Here is an 18,215-nt window from a genome sequence, read left to right as displayed (position 1 = left end):
CTTCAACTCCTAGGTTCGCGGGCATGACCACCACACAGCCGCACACCGCGACCGACACGACAACCGAGGCGACCACTTCCGGCGAGTTCGTCGAGGAGTTCGCCGACGAGGAACTGCTGCACCACCCGATGGGCTACTGGACCGGCGTCGCCGGTGAGGTGATCGTCGCGCACATCAACCGGACGATGCGGGAGGGGCTGGGCATCGGCCAGCCGCACGCCTGGGTGCTGTCCCACCTGTTCGAGGAGGACGACGGCCTCACCCGCGCCGAACTCGCCGCCAAGATCGCCCGCAAGCGGCCCATGGTCGACACCGACGTGGTGGCCCCGGCCGCGGAGGAACTGCTGGTCAGGGGATGGCTGGTCGAGAAGGCGGGCCGCCTCGCGCTCACCGCCGAGGGCCACGCGACCCACGACCGGCTGCACGCCGACGTGGTGCCCGGAGCGCTCGCCGCGCTGCGGCGCGGAGTGAGCGACGACGACTACGTGCGCACGGTCCGGGTGCTGCGGCGCATGATCCACAACGGCGGGGGCGACACCTCGTTCGGCGGCCTCCCGCCGGGCGCCTCCCGAGGGCGCCGGCCTGTGGACAACCAGGAGAAGTCGTCCCAGCTGACGTAAAATCTTCTTGCTGACGCCCGTCAGACCGAAGTGTCCCGCGCCCGCCCCGCCGTCAACGCGCAATTCATCGCTTTACCCGGAAGTGTGAACTGCGCCACCTTGGCGGGGCGGAGGCGGATGCTCCGGCGCCCCGCGGGTAGATGCAGCCTTGTCCGTCGACGTCAACGAACGGAGGCCCCCGTGGCCGCGTCCGCTGAACTCCTCCTGTCCGCCACCGCTCCCCTCATGCCCATACAGGGCGAACGAGTCGAGGACGGCGATCCCTCCAAACGCGTGCTCGCCCAGTCCGCCGTGCCCGACTCCGGGCTGGAGGGCTCCTCCTCGCTCGACGCCGTCGAGGCGCCCCTGACCAGCGAGCCGCCGCTCGCCGACGTGGCGCCGCTCACCAGCGAGCCGCCCATCGGCGCCGAGCTGCCGCTCACCAGCGAGCCCACCGGCACCGCCCTCTTCTCCGACGGGCGCGGTACGGCGGAGACCGCGGAGTTCTGATGACAGGGCGGGCGTTCTGATGACAGGGCGGGCGCGAGCGTCGAGGCTCGTCCGACTGGCCGAGGCCCACGGCGTCCGCACCTCCTACGAACCGCGCCCCGGCCTCACACTCCACACCTCCGACGAGACGGTCGTGGAGGTCCTCGCCGCGCTCGGCGTCGACGCCTCCACCCCCGAGGCGGTGCGTTCCGCCCTGGAGACGCACCGGGCCACCGTCGCGGACCGGCTGCTGCCGCCGACGGTGGTGTTACGCGCGGGCCGCCCCGCCGCGCTTCCCGCCGCCGCCCGACTCCCCGAGGGCACCGCCCTCCGGGTCGAGACGGAGGACGGCGGCCCCCGCGACTGGGGCGAGGACCTGCCCGTCGGGGTGCACGCGCTGCGCGCCCACGCGCCCGACGGCCGCGGCGCCCACGCCACCCTGATCGTCGCCCCCGAGCGGCTGCCCGCGCCGCCCGTCCGCGGCTTCGGGCTCCTCGTCCAGCTCTACTCGCTGCTCTCCGCCCGCTCCTGGGGCATGGGCGACCTCGGCGACCTCGCTCATCTGGCCGACTGGGCGGGCCGCACCGCCGGCGCCTCGTTCATCCAGCTCAACCCGCTGCACCAGGCCGTGCCCACCGCCCCGGGAGAGTCCGGCGACCCCTCGCCGTACCGGCCCTCCTCCCGGCGCTTCCCCGACCCGATCCACCTGCGGGTGGAGGATCTGCCCGAGTACCGGGCGCTCCGCGGCGCCGACCGGGAGCGCGTCGCCGCACTCGCCGCCCGCGCCGCCGAGCTGCGCGACTTCGCCCTCCGGCCCGACGGCCGGGTCGACCGGGACGCGGTCTGGGCGGTCAAGCGCGCCGCCCTCGAAGCCCTCCACCGGGTGCCGGCGGACGACGCCCGCCGCGCCGAGTACCAGCGGTACGCCGCAGCCGGCGGGCGGCCGCTGGAGGACCACGCCACCTGGCACGCGCTCGCCGAGCTGTACGGCTCGAACTGGCGCGACTGGCCGCCCGGTCTGGACGACCCGAGGTCCGAGCGCACCGCGCGCGCCCGCCTCGAACACCGCCGCCGCGTCGACTTCCACCGCTGGCTGGCCTGGCTGACCGACACCCAGCTGGCGCACGCCCAGCACACCGCGCGCCAGGCCGGTATGTCCGTCGGCCTGGTGCAGGACCTGGCGGTCGGCGTGCACCCCTCGGGCGCCGACACCTGGGCCCAGCAGGACGTCTTCGCCGAGGGCATGTCGATCGGCGCGCCACCGGACGCGTTCAACTCCGCCGGTCAGGACTGGGGCCTGCCGCCGTGGCGGCCGGACGCCCTGGCCGCGTGCGGACACGAGCCCTACCGGCAGCTGCTCCGCGCGCAGCTGCGGCACGGCGGCGCGCTGCGTGTGGACCACGTCATGGGGTTGTTCCGCCAGTGGTGGGTGCCGCACGGCCGACCACCCACCGACGGCACGTACGTCCGGTACGACGCCGACGCGATGCTGGGGCTGCTCACCCTGGAGGCCGCCCGCGCGGGCGCCTCGGTTGTCGGGGAGGACCTGGGCACGGTCGAGGACGGCGTGCGGGAGGAGCTGGCCGACCGGGGAGTGCTGGGCACCTCCGTGCTGTGGTTCGAGCGCGACTGGGGCACCGCCGGCCGGCCGGGTACCCGGGAGCCGCTGCCGCCGGAGCACTGGCGGCCGGGCGCGTTGGCCACCCTCACCACCCACGACCTGCCGAGCACGGCCGCCCGACTGCGCGGCGAGCACGTGGAACTCCACCACGCGCTGGGCCTGCTGCCCGCCGAGCGGCTCGCCGACGAGCGCGCGGCCGAGGCCCGCTCGGTGGCGGACTGGCTGTCGCTGTGCGCGAGGCTGGGCATCGGGCCGGACGGGTTCGACGCCCCCGGCCGAGCGGGTCACGGCGACGAGGAGGCGGCCCGGATCGCGGCGCTGTACCGGCTGCTGGCGCGCGGCCCGGCGGCGTTTGTCGGGGTGTGGCTGCCGGACGGCCTCGGCGACCGCCGCCCGCAGAACGTGCCGGGCACCAGCGGCGAATACCCGAACTGGCGGCTGCCGATCGCCGACGGCGCCGGACGCCCGGTTCCGCTGGAGGAGTTGACGGCCAGTCCGCGGCTGCGCGACCTGCTGGCGGCGGTACGGGCCGAGTTGGTGCGGCCCACCCCGCGTGGAGTGGGCCGCACCTGTCCCGATCCGGCCGATCCGATCACTCCGGCCGGTCCGATCGGTCCGGCCGTGCCGGAAGCCGGCGTCAGCCGGGTGTCACAGGAGTGACGGAAGCCGGCCGGCCGGGTCGGCGGTGCCGCCGCGAAGGGCCATCGCAGGCGGCGCGCCGCGAGCGACGAGGTTCCTCACCGACGGGGTGAAGTCGGCTCTGCCCAAGATGGGGCCCGCGAAGACCTTCACGGGTATGACGGGCCGCACGCACTCCGGCGGCTACGGTACGTCGTGACGGGAGGCTCCCGACCGGAGCCCGGCAGAGTCGTGGAGATCCGAGGAAACGGCGATGGAGTCAGCGGTTCGTTACACGCCGCATCAGCGGAAGGGTCTGCTGTGGCTGTCGGCCGCGTTTGCCGTCTCGGGCGTCGTCTCGGGCGTCCGCTGGCTCCTGGTCGACGACTGGGGGAGCTTCTGGGACTTCCTCCTGGCGGTGCTGCCCTTCTTCCTTCCCGCGACGATCGGCTACGCGGTCGGTCGGACCGAGTTCGACGACAGGGAGATCCGTACCTGGCGCATTCGCGGGAGGAAGCGGTGCGCCTGGGAGGACGTGGAGTCGATCGCCGTGGAGATCTGGGTCGCGCCCGGGAACTCCGAGAGCCACGCCCGGATGATCCGGGTGGTACCGAAGGACGGACGGTCGTTCCGGTTGCCGGCGCCGTACTACTCGACGAGCTGGCGCGATCCGCTCTTCACCGAGCGCAGTGAGGCGATCGTCGCCGCCTGGTTCCGGGCGGTGGGGGAGCGGCAGCCCTGATCGTGTTCCCCTTGTCCTGCGGGTTTCCGGTGCTCCGCTTGGGGTACCCCGGGGGCGCGGTGCCCGGGGACGTTCGCTAGTTTGGAAGCGTGGTCAACAAGAATGCCGTGCGAGCCGGAGCCGTCACCGTCGGTACGACGCTGATGCTGCTGATGTCGTCCCCTGCCTTCGCCCTCACACCGGACGACGGGGACGACCCCGCGCCGAGGCTGAGCGTCGCCGAGACCGTGGGCCTGTACGTCGTCGCCCCCGTGGTCCTCTTCCTGCTCATCGCGGGTCTGGTGATGATCGGCGACAAGTCCCGCAAGCAGAGCAGCTGACCCCACCGGTCGCCGCCCACGCGCAAAGCCGTGGGGCGTCCCGGGCCCGAGCCCGGAACGCCCTACGGCTTGTTGTCGTGTCCTCGCTCAGCCCCGGTCGGCGGCCTGCGCTCGCAGGGCCCGCTCGACACCGGAGCGGGACTCGGTGACCAGTCGCCGCAGCGCTGCGTTGCCCTCGCCCTGCTCGGCCAGCCAGCGGTCGGTCGCCTCCAGCGTCTCCCGCGACACCTGGAGTGTCGGGTAGAGGCCGACGGCGATCTGCTGGGCCATCTCGTGGCTGCGGGACTCCCACACCCCGCGCAGGGCGGAGAAGTAGCGGTCGGTGTACGACGCCAGCAGTTCCCGCTGGTCGGGCTGGACGAAGCCGGCGATCACGGCCTCCTGCACCGCGTTCGGCAGCTTGTCCGACTCCACGACCTGCGCCCACGCCTCGGCCTTCGCCTCGGCGGTGGGACGAGCGGCCCGTGCGGTGGCGGCGTGCCGCTCACCCGCGGAGGTGGGGTCGCGGTCCAACTCGGCGCTGATCGCGGCCTCGTCGGCCCGGCCGGCGGCGGCCAGCCGCTGGAGCAGCGCCCACCGCAGCTCGGTGTCCACGGCCAGCCCCTCGACGGTGACGCCGCCGTCCAGCAGTCCGGCCAGCAGGTCCAGCTGCCCGTCGGTGCGGGCGGTCGCGGCCAGTGCCCTGGCCCATGCGAGCTGGTGGTCCGAGCCGGGCTCGGCGGACCTCAGGTACCGCTCGGCGGCCTCGCTCCAGCGGGCCAGGCCCTCGGCGCGCCACTCCGGCGCCGCGTACAGCTCCAGCGCCAGCTTCACCTGGCGGTGCAGGCTCTGGACGACGCCGATGTCGCTCTCCCGGCCGATGCCGGAGAGCACCAGCTCCAGGTAGTCGCGGGTGGGCAGCTCGCCGTCCCGGGTCATGTCCCAGGCCGAGGCCCAGCACAGGGCGCGCGGCAGCGACTCCGCGAAGCCGCCCAGGTGCTCGGTGACGACGGCCAGCGACCGCTCGTCGAGCCGGACCTTGGCGTAGGAGAGGTCGTCGTCGTTGAGCAGCACGACCGCCGGGCGGGCGCGGCCGACGAGCTCCGGCACCTCGGTCAGCTCGCCGTCGACGTCCAGCTCGATGCGGTCGGTCCGGGTGAGCCGGCCGTCGGCCAGCTCGTACAGGCCGATCGCGATGCGGTGCGGACGCAGCGTGGGGGAGCCCTTGGCGCCCTCGGGCAGCTCCGGCGCCTCCTGGCGGACGGCGAAGGAGGTGATCACACCGCTGTCGTCGGTGCTGATCTCCGGGCGCAGCACGTTGATGCCCGCGGTCTCCAGCCACGCCTTCGACCACGCGGACAGGTCCCGGCCCGAGGTCTCCTCCAGCGCGCCGAGCAGGTCGGTCAGCCGGGTGTTGCCCCAGGCGTGCCGCTTGAAGTAGGCCCGCACGCCCCGGAAGAACTCGTCCTCCCCGACGTAGGCGACCAGCTGCTTGAGCACCGAGGCGCCCTTGGCGTAGGTGATGCCGTCGAAGTTGACCAGGACGTCGTCCAGATCGCGGATCTCCGCCATGATCGGGTGGGTCGAGGGCAGCTGGTCCTGCCGGTAGGCCCAGGTCTTCATCTGGTTGGCGAAGCTGGTCCAGGCGTGCGGCCAGCGGCTGCCGGGCGCGGAGGCCTGGCAGGCGATGGAGGTGTAGGTGGCGAACGACTCGTTCAGCCACAGGTCGTTCCACCACTCCATGGTGACCAGATCGCCGAACCACATGTGGGCCAGCTCGTGGAGGATCGTCTCGGCCCGGGTCTCGTAGGCCGCGTCGGTCACCTTGGATCGGAACACGTACTGGTCGCGGATGGTGACCGCGCCCGCGTTCTCCATCGCGCCGGCGTTGAACTCCGGCACGAAGAGCTGGTCGTACTTCTCGAACGGATAGGGGAAGTCGAACTTCTCCTCGAACCAGTCGAAGCCCTGCCGGGTGACCTCGAAGATCGCGTCCGCGTCCAGGAACTCGGCGAGCGAGGGGCGGCAGTAGACGCCCAACGGCACCGAGCGGCTGCCGTCGGCGGACTCCCACGTGCTGTGCACGGCGTGGTACGGGCCCACGATCAGCGCGGTGATGTAGCTGGAGATGCGCGGGGTGGGCGCGAACTCCCAGCGGTTGCCGGACGGTTCGGGTGTCGGCGAGTTGGAGATCACCGTCCAGCCCTCGGGCGCGGTCACCGTGAAGGCGAACGTCGCCTTGAGGTCCGGCTGCTCGAACGAGGCGAACACCCGGCGGGCGTCCGGCACCTCGAACTGGGTGTACAGGTAGGCCTGCTGGTCGACGGGGTCGACAAAGCGGTGCAGGCCCTCACCGGTGTTGGTGTAGGCGCAGTCCGCCACCACCAGCAGCTCGTTCGCGCCGGCCACCAGACCGGGCAGGCTGATGCGGGAGTCGGCGAAGACACGCGCCACGTCCAGCGCCTCGCCGTTGAGCGCGACCTCGTGCACGGTCGGCGCGACCAGGTCGATGAAGCTCTCCCCGGCCTCCCTCGCCTGGAACCGCACCCGGGTCACCGAGCGGAAGGTGCCGCCCTCCTGAGCCCCGGAGAGGTCCAGCTCGATCTCGTACGCCTCGACCTCGAGCAGACGCGCGCGCTCCCGCGCCTCGTCGCGAGTCAGATTCGTGCCAGGCACCTGGGTCTCTCCATCCTGTCGTCATCGGCCGGCGGTGCCGCCATCCTTCCACGCCGGGGCGGGACGTCGGGCGCTGACCGCCGCCGCCCCGGGCGGAAGGCGGCCTTCCGCCCGGGGCGGCGAGCGGCTTCAGCGCGGCTGGACGAGCAGGTAGGTCGCCGGGGGCCGGTCGTCGGCGGTCATCAGCGCCGTGCGCAGCAGCGACAGCAGGTCGTGCGGGCAGTCCCGAAGCCGCTCCGGGGTCGGGCTGACGACGGTTACGCCCAGCTTGCCCAGCGTCTCCCGCTGCCGGGCCCGGCCAGGCCACAGCGTCGGCGTCGCGGCCGGGCGCTGGTGCGCCCGCGAGTCGATCTCGACCGCGACGCCCTGCTCCGGCCAGTAGGCGTCCAGTACCGCCAGCCGGGGTCCGCCGGGCTGCCGCAGCTCCACGTTCCAGCACGGGTCGGGCAGCCCGCCCTCGGCGACCAGCCGGTACAGCCTGGACTCGGCGAGCGCCCGGCCCTCCGCGAGCAGGGTGTCCACGGCGTCGACCACCTGCGGACGGGACAGCAGCCGGGCCCGACCCAGCTCCCGCACGATGGCGTGCGCCTCGCAGTGCCCGTCCCGCACGGTCTCCGTCAGCATGCGCCGGACCTGGTCGGGATCGGTGAGCCGGCCGACCGCGTCGGCCAGCGCCCGGGCCACCGGGGCCACCGGCACGCCGTGCAGGTCCACCGAGTTCGGCAGGTTGTGGGTGCGCAGCACCCGTGCCCAGCCGGTCGACCGGGGCCGGCGCGAACGCGGCACCAGCACGTCGATCTCCGCCAGATCGGCGATCCTCGGCACACAGCGGAAACCGTGCAGTGCCAGTGCCGCGAGCCCGCTGACCATCGGGCGCACCTCCGCCGACGGCGGCGTACAGGCACCGGTGCCGGCCGCGTACAGCAGCACCGCGCGCAGCCGCTCCTCGTCCGTCGGGCGGCCCGGGTGCAGCAGGAACACCCCGGGCAGCGGCGTCTGCCAGGGCCCGCCGGGCCGGCAGCGTTCCTTCGCGAGAGCGGCGGAGACGTCCTGCGCGCGGAGCCCGGCCGTGGTGACGACCCGGCGCGAGACGTCCGAGAGGTGGCTCAACGGACGGGGGGAGAGCGGGGTTTCTTGGGTCATGACCCTTCGATGCCCGGTCCCGGGTCGGCCTCCAACCGGCTGTTACACGGCTGTCGGCAAATCCGGACCCCGCTGTCCTCAAGTCCGGAATGTCCCGCACGGCCGTACGAACCGGACACCGGTGTGCGGTGCTTCCGAGCCGCGGAAACGCGCCCGGCCCCCCGAACACGCGGGCGGCGTTCGGAAGGCCGGGTGAGCGGGTGAGGGGCCGGTTGTCAGGCGGCTGTCGCGGCGTCCCGCGCCTGGGCGCGCAGCGCGCGGGCCAGGTCGTCGCGGGCCTCCAGCACCAGCCTGCGCAGCGCCGGAGCCGCCCGGCCCTCGGTCTCGGTCAGCCACGCGTCGGTCGCGGCCAGCGTGCGCTCGTCGCCCTGGAGCATCGGGAACAGCCCCCGCACGGTCGCCATCGCGATCTCGATCGACCGCTCCTCCCAGACACGCTCCAGCACCGCGAAGTACTTCGGCGCGTACGGCGCCAGCAGCTCTCGCTGCGCCGGCTGGTCGAACCCGGCGATCGTCGCCTCGACCAGCGCGTTCGACAGCCGGTCGGACTCCACGACCGCCTCCCACGCCTCCGCCTTGACCTCGGCGGACGGGCGGGAGGCCAGCGCGCGTACCTGGTGCCGCTTGCCGGAGGCGGTGTCGTCCCGCAGCAGCTCGGCCGCCACCTCGCTCTCACCGGCCGCGCCCTCGGCGACCAGCGCCGCCAGGAACGCCCAGCGCAGCTCCTGGTCGACCTCAAGACCGACGACACCCGTGGTGCCCGCCAGCAGCTCCCGGAGTAGGGCGAAGTCCTCCGCGCGGCAGGCCGCGGCGGCCAGGAACCTGGCCCAGGCCAGCTGGTGTCCGCTGCCCGGCTCGGCCTTCCGCAGCTCCCGTTCGGCGCCCTCGGCGAGCTGTTCACCGGCGGCGCGCCGGTGCTCGGGGGCGACGTAGTGGGTGATCGCGGACCGCGCCCAGGCGTGCAGCATCTGGAGCACGCCGACGTCCGACTCCCGACCGCCGAAGCGCAGCACGAGCGTGAGGAAGTCGCGGGCCGGGAGCAGCCCGTCCCGGGTGAGATTCCACATCGCCGACCAGCACAGCGCGCGGGCCAGCGGGTCCTCGATCGCGCCCAGGTGCTCCCGCAGGGTGGCCAGGGACCGCTCGTCCAGCCGTGTCTTCGCGTAGGTCAGGTCGTCGTCGTTGACCAGCACCAGCTCGGGCGCGACCTCGCCGACCAGCTCGGGAACGACCGTGCGTGCGCCGACGACGTCGGTCTCGGCGCGGGCGTAGCGCACCAGCGGACCGTCCGGCGTCTCGCGGCGGTACAGCCCGATCGCCACCCGGTGCGGGCGCAGCACCGGACTGGCGCCGGGGGTCTCCTCGACGGCCTGCAGCACCGCCAGCTCACCCAGCCGCCCGTCCTCGTCGAGCCGCACCGAGGGCGTGAGCGTGTTGACGCCGGCCGTCTGCAACCAGGCGCCCGCCCATTCGGCCATGTCCCGGCCGGAGGTCTCGGCGAGCACCGACAGCAGATCGGTCAGACGTGTGTTGCCCCAGGCGTGCCGCTTGAAGTAGCGCCGGGCGCCCTCCAGGAAGGCGTCCTGCCCGACGTACGCCACCAGCTGCTTGAGCACCGAGGCGCCCTTGGCGTAGGTGATGCCGTCGAAGTTCAGCTTGGCGGCCTCCAGGTCCGGGATGTCGGCGGTCACCGGGTGGGTGGAGGGCATCTGGTCGGCGCGGTACGCCCACGCCTTGCGGCGGTTGGCGAAGGTGACCCAGCCGCTGGTGAAACGGGTCGCGCCGACCTGCGAGAAGGTGCCCATGAAGTCCGCGAAGGACTCCTTCAGCCACAGGTCGTCCCACCACTCCATGGTGACCAGGTCGCCGAACCACATGTGCGCCATCTCGTGCAGGATGACGTTCGCCCGGCCCTCGTAGGACGCCTGCGTGACCTTGCCCCGGAAGACGAACTCCTCCCGGAAGGTGACAAGGCCGGGGTTCTCCATCGCGCCCAGGTTGTACTCGGGCACAAACGCCTGGTCGTACTTGCCGAACGGGTAGGGGAAGTCGAAGTGGTCGTGGAAGAAGTCCAGCCCCTGCTTGGTGATCAGGAAGACGTCGTCCGGGTCGAAGTGCCTGGCCAGCCCCCTGCGGCAGAGCGCGCCGAGCGGGATCTCCAGCGTGCCGCCGTCCGCCAGCGTGCGCTTGTAGCTGTCGGTGACGTGGTGGTACGGGCCGGCCAGCACCGAGGTGATGTACGTCGAGATCGGCTTGGTGGGCGCGAACCGCCACCTGGCCAGCGCGTCCTCCAACGGCTCGGGCTCGCCGACCCGGTCGGAGTTGCTGAGCACCGTCCACTCGGCCGGCGCGATCACGGTGAAGGTGAACGGCGCTTTGAGGTCCGGCTGTTCGAAGTTGGCGAAGACCCGGCGGGCGTCGGCCGGTTCGTACTGCGTGTAGAGGTAGGTCTCGCCGTCCTCCGGGTCGACGAAGTGGTGCAGGCCCTCACCCGTGCGACTGAACGCGCAGCGCGCGTCGACCGTCAGCTCGTTGACGGCGGCCAGGCCCTCCAACCGGATCCGGGCGCCGTCGAAGACCCGGTCCACGTTCAGCGACTCGCCGTTGAGCGTCACCGAGTGCACGTGCGGCGCCACCAGGTCGACGAAGGTCGAGGCGCCCGGCAGCATGCTGCGGAACCGGATGGTGGTGGTCGACCGGAAGGTGCGGGGACCCTCCTCGGGCGGCGGCGCCACCGCTGTGCGCAGGTCCAGAACGACCTCGTACCCGTCCACGGTCAGGAGCTTCGCCCTCTCGTGGGCCTCGTCACGGGTCAGGTTCTCTGCGGGCACAACGCGACTCCTCGTCTCGCATAGCGAACAATCGGGCCCCAGCATGTCATGGCACCCCCGCCGGCAGGAGGGGGTCCCGGAGCCGCCCGGGCGTGCCGTCAGCGGGAATGACCGCCCGATGGTAGGTGTTTCCCCTGATACCACGCCGCCGTCGTGGCGTGCCGTGCTGCCCAGTGAGGAGTGGACGTGTCCGACAAGACCCCCGCCGACTTCTGGTTCGACCCGCTGTGTCCGTGGGCGTGGCTGACCTCGCGCTGGATGCTGGAGGTGGAGCGGGTCAGGCCGGTCGAGGTGCGATGGCACGTGATGAGCCTGTCCGTGCTCAACGAGAACAAGCTCGACGAGATCCCCGAGCGCTACCGCGAGCTGATGAAGACGGCCTGGGGCCCGGTCCGGGTCTGCATCGCCGCCGAGGAGAAGTACGGCAGCGAGGTGCTGGGCCGCCTCTACACGGCCATCGGCACCCGCTTCCACAACCGCGGCGAGGAGCAGAACGCCGAGACGCTTCGCGCCGCGCTCACCGACGCCGGGCTCTCCCCCGACCTGGCCGACGCCATGCGGTCAACCGAGTACGACGAGCGGCTGCGCGAGTCCCACCGCGAGGGCATCGACCTCGTCGGCCAGGACGTCGGCACACCGGTGATCGCCGTGCCGGGCGCCGACGGCGAGCGGATCGCCTTCTTCGGCCCGGTTGTCACCCCGGCCCCCAAGGGCGAGGCCGCCGGCCGGCTGTGGGACGGCACGCTGCTCGTCGCCGGCACACCGGGCTTCTACGAGATCAAGCGGACCAGGGACGCCGCCCCCTCGTTCGACTGAGCACGCACAAGGGGCTCGCATCCGGGGATTCCCCGGGCGCGAGCCCCTTCCACGTGCCGTGCGGGACACCCCGTCCGATCCGGACGGGGGCCGGGTCACGGAGCCAGGATCAGCGAGTTGGCGCGCTCCTTGGCGGCGGTGTAACGGGCGGCGACGTCCTGCCAGTTGACAACACGCCACATCGCCTCGACGAAGTCCACCTTCTGGTTCCGGTACTGGAGGTAGAAGGCGTGCTCCCAGGCGTCGAACACCAGGATCGGCACGGAGCCCTGACCCACGTTGCCCTGGTGGTCGTAGACCTGCTCGACGATCAGCCGACCGCTGACCGGCTCGAACGCCAGCACGCCCCAGCCGGAGCCCTGGGTGGTGGCGGAGGCCTTGGTGAGCTGGGCCTTGAACTTCGCGAAGGAACCGAAGGACTCGGCGATGGCGTCGGCCAGCTCGCCCGTACCGTCCTTCTCCAGCGGCTCGCCGCCGCCGTCACCGGTCATGTTCTGCCAGTAGATGGAGTGCAGAATGTGACCGGAGAGGTGGAACGCGAGGTTCTTCTCCAGGCCGTTGATGGAGCCCCAGTTGTCCTTGTCCCGGGCCTCCTCCAGCTGCTCCAGCGTGTCGTTCGCACCCTTCACGTACGCCGCGTGGTGCTTGTCGTGGTGCAGCTCGATGATCTCGCCCGTGATGACCGGCTCCAGCGCGGAGTAGTCGTACGGGAGTTCCGGCAGAGTGTAGACGGCCATGCGCTTAGTTCCCCTCCGAACGTCAATGCACATCGCTTGCAGGGCGACGTTATCAGCCGGAACGGAACGCCGAACGGGGCGACCCCACCGTAGGGGGCCACCCCGTCACCCGTATGGCCAGCGGCGCCTGACGGCCGCTCGGACCGCCGCGTCAGTCCCCGGCGACCGGTGCGTCGGCCCGGTCCGCCGCCGGGCCGGTCGGGCTCGCGGCCCGTGCGGCGCGGCGCTGGCGCAGCAGACCGACCGCCGCGAGCGAGAGCGTGAGGCCGGCGGTGAAGAACAGCTGCACCCGGGTCTCGCCGTCCCGCAGCATCAGCAGCAGGATGCCGAGCATGCCCGCGATCGCCAACCAGGTCAGCACCGGGAACGCCCACATCCGCACGACCAGCTTCTCCGGCGCCTCCCGCTCCAGGCGGCGCCGGCTCCGCAGCTGCGAGAAGGCGATGAAGCCCCACACCACGAGCACGGCCGCACCCACCATGTTCAGCAGCCAGGTGAACACCGTGTCCGGCCACCAGAAGCTCAGCAGCACCGCGAAGAAGCCGAACGCCGAGGAGGCCAGCACCGTGCGGCGCGGCACGCCGCCGCTCACCTTCCCCAGCACCGCCGGGCCCTCACCGCGCGCGACCAGCGAGTACGACATCCGGGACGCGCCGTAGATGTTCGCGTTCATCGCGGACAGCAGCGCGATCAGCACGACGACCTTCATGATCTCGCCGGCCGCCGGAATGCCCAGGTGGTCCAGCGCCGCCGCGTACGGGCCGTCCTTGATCGACGGGTCGTTCCACGGGATCAGCGTGACGATCACCAGCATCGAACCGACGTAGAACACCGCGATCCGCCACATCGCCGTCCGCACGGCCTTGGCGACACCGCGCACCGGGTTCTCCGACTCGGCCGCCGCGATCGTCACCGTCTCCAGACCGCCGTACGCGAAGATCGACGCCAGCAGACCGATCACCAGGCCGTTCGCCCCGTTCGGGAAGAAACCGCCCTGCCCGGTGAGGTTGCTCGCGCCCGGCGCGTCCGTACCCGGCAGCGCACCGACGATCGCCAGACCGCCCAGCACCAGGAACGCGACGATCGCCAGCACCTTCAGAGAGGCGAACCAGAACTCGTACTCGCCGAAGTTCCGCACCGACGCCAGGTTCGTCCCGCAGAACACCGCCATGAACAGCGCGACCCACATCCAGGCCGCGGTGTCCGGGAACCAGGTGAGCATGATCGTGGCAGCGCCGATCGCCTCGGCGGCGACCGCGACACACAGCAGCACCCAGAAGATCCAGCCGGCGGTGAAACCCGCCCACGGGCCCAGCGCCCGCTCGGCGTGCACGGAGAACGAACCGGACGCCGGATGCGCGGCGGACATCTCGCCGAGCATCCGCATCACCAGCATCACCAGCAGGCCGGAGACCGCGAACGCCAGCACGATCGAGGGCCCGGCGGCCGCGATACCGGCCCCCGACCCCACAAAAAGACCGGCGCCGATGACGCCGCCCAACGCGATCATGGACAGATGGCGCTGCTTGAGGCCGTGTCCGAGAGTGGAGCCGGACTCCGGGGATCGCCCGGAAGAGGTGCCGGCGGCAGTGCCCTCGGCGGGTGACGCCTCGGGCAGGGTCTGGGAGGAAGACATGAAGGTCCAGGGAGAGGAGCGGGGGGAGCGGCGGAGCGGATCACTCCAGACCAACGGCCAGTGTGAGCGAGCCGCCCACGGCGTATCAATGGCGCACGTCACTGTCCCGGCATCCGGACACCACCGTGACCGTACGCGACCGTCACCCCACCCGCCCCCACGCCGGTATTCCGTCGGACCGGCACAACGTCCACCGCCCGCTTCTGTCGCCGACGTCACGGACACGCGCGTCTGAGCAGGGATAACGTCGGGCCTGTCCGCTGCCCAACGACCCACCAGGAGCCCTTCATGAGCGCCCTGACGCCCACCGCGCACACCCGGCCCGGCGCCGTCCTCGCCGACCTGCTCCCCGCGACCACCACCGCCCGCTCCCGGGTCCGCGACGCGGCGCTGGTGCTCGGCGGAGCCGCGCTCACCGGACTGGCCGCCCAGATCGCCGTACCGCTGCCCGGATCCCCGGTACCGGTCACCGGACAGACCTTCGCCGTACTACTGGTGGGCGCCGGGCTCGGCGCGGGCCGCGCCTTCCTCTCCCTGGCGCTCTACGTGCTCGCCGGAGCCGCCGGCATGCCGTGGTTCGCCGAGGCCGGCCACGGCGTGGCCGCCCCCTCCTTCGGCTACGTCCTCGGCATGCTGCTCGCCGCCACCGTCGTCGGCGCGCTCGCCCGCCGCGGCGGCGACCGCGGCGCGCTGCGCACCGCCGGCACGATGGCGCTCGGCACCGCCCTCATCTACGCCGTCGGCGTGCCGTACCTCGCGCTCGCGACGGGCATGAGCGCGGGCGCGGCGATCGCCGCGGGGCTCGTCCCGTTCCTCATCGGCGACGCCCTGAAGGCGGCGCTCGCGATGGGCGCGCTCCCCACGGCCTGGAAGCTGCTGGGCCAGCGGGACTGAGCCGCCGCTTTCTGGGGGCCAGCCCCCAGACCCCCGGTCCTCAAACGCCGGACGGGCTGAATTCAGCCCGTCCGGCGTTTGAGGACGAGCGGCCGCCAGGCCGCGATACGGGGTCCGGGGCGGAGCCCCGGGAAACGGGAAGGGGCGGGGCTGGGGAACGCTCAGCCCTGCGGCAACCGCTCCAGCTGCTGCCGGATGCGGCTGATGTCGGCCTCCGCGGCCCCCTGCCGCTCCCGGATCTTCTCCACCACGTGATCCGGCGCCTTCGCCAGGAACCCCTCGTTCCCCAGCTTCGCCGTCGTCTGCTTCAGCTCCTTCTCCGCCGCCGCGAGGTCCTTGTTCAGACGCTTGCGCTCGGCCTCGAAGTCGATCGCGCCGGACAGGTCCAGTTCCACGACGGCCCCGGCCACCGGCAGCGACGCCGTCGCCGAGAAGCCCTCGCCGGCCGGCTGGAGCCGCAGCAGCGACCGCATCGCCACCTCGTGCGCGACCAGCTGCGTGCCGTCCAGCGTCAGCCGCGCCGGGACCCGCTGGCCGGGCTGGAGGCCCTGGTCGGCGCGGAAGCGGCGGACCTCGGTGACGGCCTGCTGGACGGCGGCCAGCTCGGCCTCGGCCGCCGCGTCCCGGAAGCCGCTGTCCTTCGGCCAGTCGGCGATCACCAGCGACTCGCCGCCGGTCAGCGTCGTCCACAGCGTCTCGGTGACAAACGGCACGATCGGGTGCAGCAGCCGCAGCAGGACGTCCAGGACCTCGCCGAGCACCCGGCCGGAGACCTCGGCCGCCCGGCCGCCCGCGAAGAACGTCGTCTTCGACAGCTCGACGTACCAGTCGAAGACCTCGTCCCAGGCGAAGTGGTACAGGCCCTCGGCGAGCTTCGCGAACTGGTAGTCGTCGTAGTAGGCGTCCGTCTCGGCCACGACCGTGTTGAGCCGGGAGAGGATCCACCGGTCGGCCGCCGACATCTCGGCGGCGTCCGGCAGCGGACCCTCGACGGTCGCGCCGTTCATCAGCGCGAACCGCGTCGCGTTCCAGACCTTGTTGGCGAAGTTCCGCGACGCCTGGACCCAGTCCTCGCCGATCGGCACGTCCACACCGGGGTTGGCGCCCCTGGCGAGGGTGAACCGCAGCGCGTCAGAGCCGTAACGGTCCATCCAGTCCAGCGGGTTGACCGCGTTGCCGAACGACTTCGACATCTTCTTGCCGAACTGGTCGCGGACCATGCCGTGCAGCGCGATGGTGTGGAACGGCGGCGTGCCGTCCATCGCGTACAGGCCGAACATCATCATCCGGGCGACCCAGAAGAACAGGATGTCGTAGCCGGTGACCAGGACGGAGTTCGGATAGAACTTCTCCAGGCTCTCCGTCTTCTCCGGCCAGCCCAGCGTGGAGAACGGCCACAGGCCGGAGGAGAACCAGGTGTCGAGGACGTCGGTGTCCTGGTGCCAGCCCTCGCCGCTCGGCGGCTCCTCGTCCGGGCCGACGCAGACGACCTCGCCGCCCGGCCCGTACCAGACCGGGATGCGGTGGCCCCACCACAGCTGCCGCGAGATACACCAGTCGTGGAGGTTGTCGACCCACGCGAAGTAGCGGGACTCCATCTCCTTCGGGTGAATCGCCACCCGGCCGTCGCGGACCGCGTCACCGGCGGCCTTCGCCAGCGGCCCGGTCTTCACCCACCACTGGAGCGACAGCCGGGGCTCGATCGTCGTCTTGCAGCGCGAGCAGTGGCCGACCGAGTGGCTGTACGGCCGCTTCTCCGCGACGATCCGGCCCTCCGCGCGCAGCGCGCCGACGATCGCCGACCGCGCCTCGAGCCGGTCCTGGCCCTGGAACGGCCCGGGCACGGTGATGACCGCGTGGTCGTCCATGACGGTCAGGCTCGGCAGGCCGTGCCGGCGGCCGATCTCGAAGTCGTTCGGGTCGTGCGCCGGGGTCACCTTGACCGCGCCGGTGCCGAACTCCGGGTCCACGTGCTCGTCGGCGACGACCGGGATCGAACGGTCCGTCAGCGGCAGCTTGATGTGCCGGCCGACCAGGTGCGCGTAGCGCTCGTCCTCGGGGTGGACGGCGACGGCCGTGTCACCGAGCATCGTCTCGGCCCGCGTCGTCGCGACGACCAGGCTGTCCTCGCCCTCGCCGTAGCGGATGGAGACCAGCTCGCCGTCCTGGTCGGCGTACTCCACCTCGATGTCGGAGATCGCCGTCAGACAGCGCGGGCACCAGTTGATGATGCGCTCGGCGCGGTAGATCAGCCCGTCGTCGTAGAGCCGCTTGAAGATCGTCTGGACAGCCTTCGACAACCCCTCGTCCATCGTGAACCGCTCACGGGACCAGGCGACACCGTCGCCGAGCCGGCGCATCTGCCCGGAGATCTGCCCGCCGGACTCCGCCTTCCACTGCCAGACGCGCTCGACGAACGCCTCCCGGCCCAGGTCGTGCCGGGACTTGCCCTCCTTCGCCAGCTCCCGCTCGACGACGTTCTGCGTCGCGATGCCGGCGTGGTCCATGCCCGGCTGCCACAGCGTCTCGTAGCCCTGCATCCGCTTGCGGCGGGTCAGCGCGTCGATCAGCGTGTGCTCGAAGGCGTGCCCGAGGTGCAGGCTGCCCGTGACGTTCGGCGGCGGGATGACCACCGTGAACGGCGGCTTCTCGCTCGCCGCGTCCGCCTCGAAGTAGCCACGCTCTACCCAGCGCTCGTACAGCTTCCCCTCTACCTCGGCCGGCGCGTACTGGGTCGGCAGGTCTGCGGGTTCGCCATGGGCCCCGGTGGGGCGCTGCTGAGTGTTCTCGGTCACGACGGCAAGTCTAAGGGCGGCGCTGTCACGGTCTCGAACCGGTTTGGGGACCGGTACACCGGCGGGTGTCGCCGTCCGCCAGGATGTACGACGACACACGAGGACGGACCGAGCAACGAAGCACTGCCCCGCACCGACAAGGCGGGGAAACGGAGGGAAGCAGCCTTGAGCAACCACCAGCCCCCGCCGCCGGGCCCGTACGGCCAGCCGCCCCAGCCGGGTCCGTACGGCGCGCCCGGCCAGCCGGGCCCCTACGGTCCTGGCACCGGTGGTGCCCCCGGCCAGCCGGGCTACGGCTACCCGCAGCAGCCCTACGGCC

At 72.2% G+C, this 18,215-nt stretch carries 13 protein-coding genes; 7 read left to right on the top strand and 6 right to left on the bottom strand.

Going from position 1 to position 18,215, the window contains the following annotated elements; genetic code table 11:
• Nucleotides 1–23 precede the first annotated feature (23 nt).
• The 5 genes from FNX44_RS03550 (at nucleotide 24) to FNX44_RS03530 (ending at nucleotide 4,389) form a co-directional block, all read left to right on the top strand.
• Nucleotides 24–620, top strand: a complete 597-nt coding sequence (locus FNX44_RS03550; protein ID WP_143646446.1) for a winged helix DNA-binding protein — start codon at nucleotides 24–26, stop codon at nucleotides 618–620.
• Between the two features lie 180 nt (nucleotides 621–800).
• Nucleotides 801–1,109 (top strand): hypothetical protein, encoded by a 309-nt coding sequence (locus tag FNX44_RS03545; protein ID WP_143646445.1) that lies wholly within the window; start codon nucleotides 801–803, stop codon nucleotides 1,107–1,109.
• Between the two features lie 19 nt (nucleotides 1,110–1,128).
• A complete protein-coding gene (malQ, locus tag FNX44_RS03540; protein ID WP_143646444.1) occupies nucleotides 1,129–3,369 on the top strand; it encodes a 4-alpha-glucanotransferase in 2,241 nt (746 codons plus the stop codon).
• Between the two features lie 232 nt (nucleotides 3,370–3,601).
• Nucleotides 3,602–4,069: a hypothetical protein gene (locus FNX44_RS03535; RefSeq protein WP_143646443.1), complete on the top strand. Its 468-nt coding sequence runs from the start codon at nucleotides 3,602–3,604 to the stop codon at nucleotides 4,067–4,069.
• An 89-nt stretch (nucleotides 4,070–4,158) separates the two neighbouring features.
• A complete protein-coding gene (locus tag FNX44_RS03530; protein ID WP_143646442.1) occupies nucleotides 4,159–4,389 on the top strand; it encodes a hypothetical protein in 231 nt (76 codons plus the stop codon).
• An 87-nt stretch (nucleotides 4,390–4,476) separates the two neighbouring features.
• On the opposite strand, the gene pepN (FNX44_RS03525) is transcribed toward FNX44_RS03530, so the two are convergent.
• The 3 genes from pepN (FNX44_RS03525) to pepN (FNX44_RS28530) all read right to left on the bottom strand — a co-directional run bounded on the left by pepN (FNX44_RS03525) (nucleotide 4,477) and on the right by pepN (FNX44_RS28530) (nucleotide 11,018).
• Nucleotides 4,477–7,044, bottom strand: a complete 2,568-nt coding sequence (gene pepN / locus FNX44_RS03525; protein ID WP_143646441.1) for an aminopeptidase N — start codon at nucleotides 7,042–7,044, stop codon at nucleotides 4,477–4,479.
• Between the two features lie 129 nt (nucleotides 7,045–7,173).
• Nucleotides 7,174–8,187 carry a hypothetical protein gene (locus FNX44_RS03520; RefSeq protein ID WP_143646440.1) on the bottom strand — a complete coding sequence of 338 codons (1,014 nt, stop codon included), beginning with the start codon at nucleotides 8,185–8,187 and terminating at the stop codon, nucleotides 7,174–7,176.
• A gap of 215 nt (nucleotides 8,188–8,402) precedes the next feature.
• The gene (pepN, locus tag FNX44_RS28530; RefSeq protein ID WP_181353778.1) at nucleotides 8,403–11,018 is read right to left on the bottom strand and encodes an aminopeptidase N; all 2,616 of its coding nucleotides are present in this window, start codon (nucleotides 11,016–11,018) and stop codon (nucleotides 8,403–8,405) included.
• Nucleotides 11,019–11,204: 186 nt separating this feature from the next.
• On the opposite strand from pepN (FNX44_RS28530), the gene FNX44_RS03505 reads away from it, so the two are divergent.
• Entirely contained in the window at nucleotides 11,205–11,834 is a 630-nt protein-coding gene (locus tag FNX44_RS03505) for a mycothiol-dependent nitroreductase Rv2466c family protein (protein WP_407699156.1), read from the top strand.
• A gap of 95 nt (nucleotides 11,835–11,929) precedes the next feature.
• Here FNX44_RS03505 and FNX44_RS03500 read toward each other — a convergent pair whose 3' ends face one another.
• Both FNX44_RS03500 and FNX44_RS03495 read right to left on the bottom strand, forming a co-directional pair.
• Entirely contained in the window at nucleotides 11,930–12,571 is a 642-nt protein-coding gene (locus FNX44_RS03500) for a superoxide dismutase (RefSeq protein ID WP_143646438.1), read from the bottom strand.
• 151 nt (nucleotides 12,572–12,722) lie between these two features.
• Nucleotides 12,723–14,207: an amino acid permease gene (locus FNX44_RS03495; protein WP_143646437.1), complete on the bottom strand. Its 1,485-nt coding sequence runs from the start codon at nucleotides 14,205–14,207 to the stop codon at nucleotides 12,723–12,725.
• 288 nt (nucleotides 14,208–14,495) lie between these two features.
• Here FNX44_RS03495 and FNX44_RS03490 point away from each other — a divergent pair, with 288 nt between their 5' ends.
• On the top strand, nucleotides 14,496–15,101 hold the full coding sequence (locus FNX44_RS03490) for a biotin transporter BioY (protein ID WP_143646436.1): 606 nt from the start codon (nucleotides 14,496–14,498) through the stop codon (nucleotides 15,099–15,101).
• Nucleotides 15,102–15,262: 161 nt separating this feature from the next.
• Here FNX44_RS03490 and FNX44_RS03485 read toward each other — a convergent pair whose 3' ends face one another.
• The gene (locus tag FNX44_RS03485; RefSeq protein WP_143646435.1) at nucleotides 15,263–17,896 is read right to left on the bottom strand and encodes a valine--tRNA ligase; all 2,634 of its coding nucleotides are present in this window, start codon (nucleotides 17,894–17,896) and stop codon (nucleotides 15,263–15,265) included.
• Nucleotides 17,897–18,215: the final 319 nt, after the last annotated feature.

Source organism: Streptomyces alkaliterrae (assembly GCF_007097205.2).
Lineage (GTDB): Bacteria > Actinomycetota > Actinomycetes > Streptomycetales > Streptomycetaceae > Streptomyces > Streptomyces alkaliterrae.
This window is presented reverse-complemented; position numbering and strand designations above follow the sequence as displayed.